At 39.5% G+C, this 4,276-nt stretch carries 3 protein-coding genes; all 3 read right to left on the reverse strand.

Features of this window, described 5'->3' with window-relative positions; translation table 11 throughout:
• Positions 1-469: 469 nt before the first annotated feature.
• Positions 470-1,126, reverse strand: a complete 657-nt coding sequence (locus QT990_RS35355; RefSeq protein ID WP_333147844.1) for an SMI1/KNR4 family protein — start codon at positions 1,124-1,126, stop codon at positions 470-472.
• 326 nt (positions 1,127-1,452) lie between these two features.
• The gene (locus QT990_RS35360) at positions 1,453-3,432 is read right to left on the reverse strand and encodes a WD40 domain-containing protein (RefSeq protein ID WP_333147842.1); all 1,980 of its coding nucleotides are present in this window, start codon (positions 3,430-3,432) and stop codon (positions 1,453-1,455) included.
• Positions 3,429-4,276 (reverse strand): RHS repeat-associated core domain-containing protein (locus QT990_RS35365; RefSeq protein ID WP_333301273.1); only part of this gene is annotated, 848 nt, incomplete at its 5' end. The genes QT990_RS35365 and QT990_RS35360, both read right to left, overlap by 4 nt.

A 4,276-nucleotide genomic window follows, 5' to 3' on the forward strand; every position in this document is an offset into this window, starting at 1 on the left:
TCAATTAGATTTTTATTTGTGTAGGTATAGCTAGTAACAACATCATCGCTGTCGCCAACAGCACCTACTACGTTTGTCACTTTTCTTCTGTTACCAGTAAGCGGGTCAATTTCGTAGTAGTCGCAGCTAGATCGAACTAGTGGTAAAATGCTAAAATGCTTTGATGTTTTTATTCAGAGGTTTGAAGGCAGATTTTCTGACTAAATAAATGTTAGCACTTGTTGAGAGAAATTGATTGGGCAATCGCCGGTGATAATATTTCTGTAAGTACGATCGCCCTCGATTGTATCTCTTTAAAAAAGATAGCTAGACTGGCGTTGCTGATTCACGGTATGAATCAACTTTTGTCGGAAGTTACAAAACTCACCCTCCGAGGGCTTATAGCAATTGCAAAATCTTGAATTCATACCTGTATTCAGCAACGCCGCTAGACTGTATTTCGACTGCCAATCTTTAATCCATCTGAGTTTCAATCGGGGTGGTCGCCACGCCAATAATCTGGCGATCGTTCTTCTATCGAGCAGATTGCGTCCCAATCTAACATACGAATGCTAGGATTGAACCGACTGAAAGTATATTCAATGTCTTCAGGAGAAATACCCTCCATCAATTCTGGTATAAAATCAAAAGACTTTGTACCGTAACAAAAATCTCGGACAAACTCAAAAAAGCTTCTACTTATAAAAACTCGCTCGCCACACTCCGGTGTTTCCCAATCTGCCCAGTAAATATCATAACTTTTATCCGACTCGCTGTAAGTTGTTAAATCCCAAAAAATTAAGCTGCCTCCTGCCCCATATTCTCCAAACATGAAAGCAGAACTTAGCAGGTTTATATATTCTAGATTGCGGTTAAGATCGGGAGATGGATATCTTCTTATTTGGTCTATCATTCCTCCTATCATATCCTGAGCTTCCAGCAGATAATTGCTGGGACAGAAAATAACCACCAAGTCCCAAAGGGAACCCGTACCAAAGATTTGACAAAAATCTTTATAGTCAGCAGGTAAAGTAATATTATTTTGGATTTCAAAAGCAGTTAGTTCATCTTCGCTTAAAATTTCTACACCAAGGTCATCCTCTATGACTTCTAGGTTTGCTAGCAATTGTCGCCATTGATTAATCATAGCTTATGAGGGTTTTTGTTGTTTAATAAAAAACTAAGGAAAAAAAGGACGATAAATGGGCGTCTAAGGATTGGGCAAATTAACAGGAGGGGTGCTTGTAAATGTATGACCGCTAAAAGGACTTTGATACACAGAGGTCATTGGGGAATTCCAAGCAATCGCAGTTTGACGCTTATCAAGATAAAATGGTTTAATATTTAAATGCAGGGGTTTGAAAACAAATTTTAGGGTTAAATAAATGTTAATTTTTGTTGAAAAAAATGATTTTAAGCATTTTTTTGAGAGGGATATGCGGCGATAGCGTTTTCACTCGATATTACTTTCCCTCACTCAATCTTAATAGGCGGTGGAACTCCCCAAAGTTTGACAGTAGTGTCTTTACTTCCACTAGCAAGTGTTTGTCCGTCGGGACTAAAAGCAACAGAGTAAACAATACGGTGATGATAGATCGAATTGTTGGTAGAAGCATGAAAAGAAGCGAGCGCTTTTCCTGCGTTCACTTCCCACATACCAATAACGCGAGAACCGGAATATCCACCCCCACCAGCAAGGATTTGCCCGTCGGGACTAATTACCAGCGAGACTACTTCCGCATCTGTAGGAATTGTGTAAATTACTTCTTGTGTCAGTAAATTCCACAATTTTATAGTTCTGTCTCCTTCGTGACTGCTGAAAAGCATTTGTCCGTTTGGATGGAAGCAAACAGCAAAAACAAAACCGGATTCAAAATCCCAAGTACGAATTTCTTCACCTGTATTTAAGTCCCATAATTTGATAGTGCGATCAGCACTACCACTTGCTAAAATCTTGCCATCTGGACTAATCGCTAAAGATAAAACAGAGGAATCATGACTGGTAAAAGTGCGAATTTGTTGCCCTGTTATTACATTCCATAATTTGATAGTGCGATCGGCACTGCCGCTGGCTAAAATTTGTCCGTTGGAACTAATTGCTACAGAAAGTACGGAACTACTATGACCAGAAAGTGTGTAGATTTCTTGAGACGTGTCGAGGTTCCATAGCTTAATAGTAGCATCAGCACTGCCACTAGCTAGAACTTGCCCATCTGAACTGATTGCTACTGAGATAACAGCATCGGTATGTCCTGTAAGGTTGCGAATTTCCTGACGGTTACTCAAGTCCCAAAGCTTGATGGTAGTGTCGGCACACCCGCTAGCTAAAATTTGTCCATCTGGACTAAAAACAACAGAATAAACAGAAGTGGAATGGCTTTTGAATGTTCTCAGATACCTAAAGAAGGCATAAAAATTCCCCCCCCGCAAAGCCTCTTCCATCTCCTGATACTCTATCTCAGACCTTGCGGGAGGTAAGTCAGTTCGTGGACTGGTAGATTCAGGAGGAAGATGCAAATGCTCGAAGTTTTCATGACTGAAGTGTTTAGTTTGAGGATAACTAGCTGCTAAGTTACCCACAAATTGCTCAAAATTTTGCCAAGCTTGTTGCTCTTGGCTATTAAAATCTTCTGTATTTTCCGTAAGGTTAGTAGTTTGAGAGTGTTGAATAGATTGTATCAGCTTGTTCCAAACTTGCAGCAATTTTTGCTGAATCTGTTGAAATTCAGCGCTGAACTTTTGTGGTTTGAAAAACGCGTTAACTGTTAACTGTTCCCAAGCAGACTGGAGAAAATTTTGGCTAACTTGTCCGCGTTCTCTTTCTACTTGGATTGGGGGGCTTACCTGTGTTAAAGAGCGATCGCTAGCTTCAGAATTGGATTTTTTTTGTCTATATTGAGTGAAAGTGTAGTGAAGTTCCTGTGGATACGGGTGCATCCATTCTGGTAAAACTTCGTAAGCTTTTGTTCCTAAACAGAAATCGCACACGAATTCAAAAAAGTTTCGCCCTACTTGGTACAAATTACCTTCAAAGCTATCTAAACGCACTAAGTAAATATCACAGCTATTATCCAAGTTACTATAACTTTCCAAATTCCAAAAAAGTATTTCTGCACAGGAATTATCCCCAAACACGAAAGCATAACTGAGCAATTTATTAAGGGACTCTAAATCTAAAGAGTTATCTGGATTATTATATACATAATTATCAATCTCAATCTTCAGAACGTTTATTCCAAGCTGTAACTCTTTACTGGGACACCAAAGTTGCATATAATCCCCAAACATCCCACCTCCAAATACTTGGCAAAAATCTTTATAGTCAGCAGGTAAAACAACGTTATTCTGAAGTTCAAAGTTTATAATTTGTTGTTCATCCCAAACTTCTCCACAATAAGGGTCTTCAATAAATTCTAAATAGTTCAGTAAGGCTTGCCACTTTTGTTTCATCATAAAGGATTAGGGAAAAAACTTGGTCCATATATGGTACCGTCAGTGAAAACTCCTAAGGCAACATAACTACTCGGTCTGAGAGGATATTCTATTGTTCTTCCTAGGTACACAAGATTTATAGTTAGAATCAAATTTACACGAGGACAATTAGGATCGTTATTTTTCTTAACTATCTCTCTACCTAGATTGCTTTCAAAGGCGCGCCATGTGCCACTTCTTCCTTGGTTAATTGAACTATTTTGGGGAAAAAAGTTATTAATATCTCTGTTGCTGCCTCCCAATTCCTTATTAGCAACAATATGACCTCTATCATCACCTATAGGTTGAATACTCTTGATTTTATTTTTGTTTGGTAGCGTTCCTCCTGGAGCTTCGTCATCAGTAGGACTGATTCTAGCTATGGTCAAATCAGAGAGTATAAAATTGCTTGCGTCATTAGAGATAGACTCTATGGTATTTGTGAACTCTGGCGAATTATTATCGCCATCAAAGTAATTAATAAGACGCAGTTGGCTGTCCACTTTTCCACGTTTCGTTAGTCCAAAAGGATCGATAGCCTCTATTGGGTTATTGGTAACATAGGCATACAGATTTGTGTCTTTGCTTGCAAACCCAACAGAATCCTCCCCAATAAACCGTCCTATCTCCGAATTATAATACCGCGCCCGATAATAATACAACCCAGTCTCAGAATCCAACTCCCGCCCCGTAAACCCATACCGACTTCCAGCAGCAGAATTCGACTGACTAACCACCCCACCAAACGCATCATACCTCACATGATTCGCCACACTCCCACTATTATCCACAAAATCCTTAACCGTCCCCAACTGGTCAGTCAAAG

This window comes from Microcoleus sp. T3_B1, assembly GCF_036700445.1.
Lineage (GTDB): Bacteria > Cyanobacteriota > Cyanobacteriia > Cyanobacteriales > Microcoleaceae > Microcoleus.

Bases quoted from the DNA above. Each gene is read 5' to 3' on its own strand.
- QT990_RS35355 (WP_333147844.1), bottom strand. From the start codon at position 1,126: ATGATTAATCAATGGCGACAATTGCTAGCAAACCTAGAAGTCATAGAG.
- QT990_RS35360 (WP_333147842.1), bottom strand. From the start codon at position 3,432: ATGATGAAACAAAAGTGGCAAGCCTTACTGAACTATTTAGAATTTATT.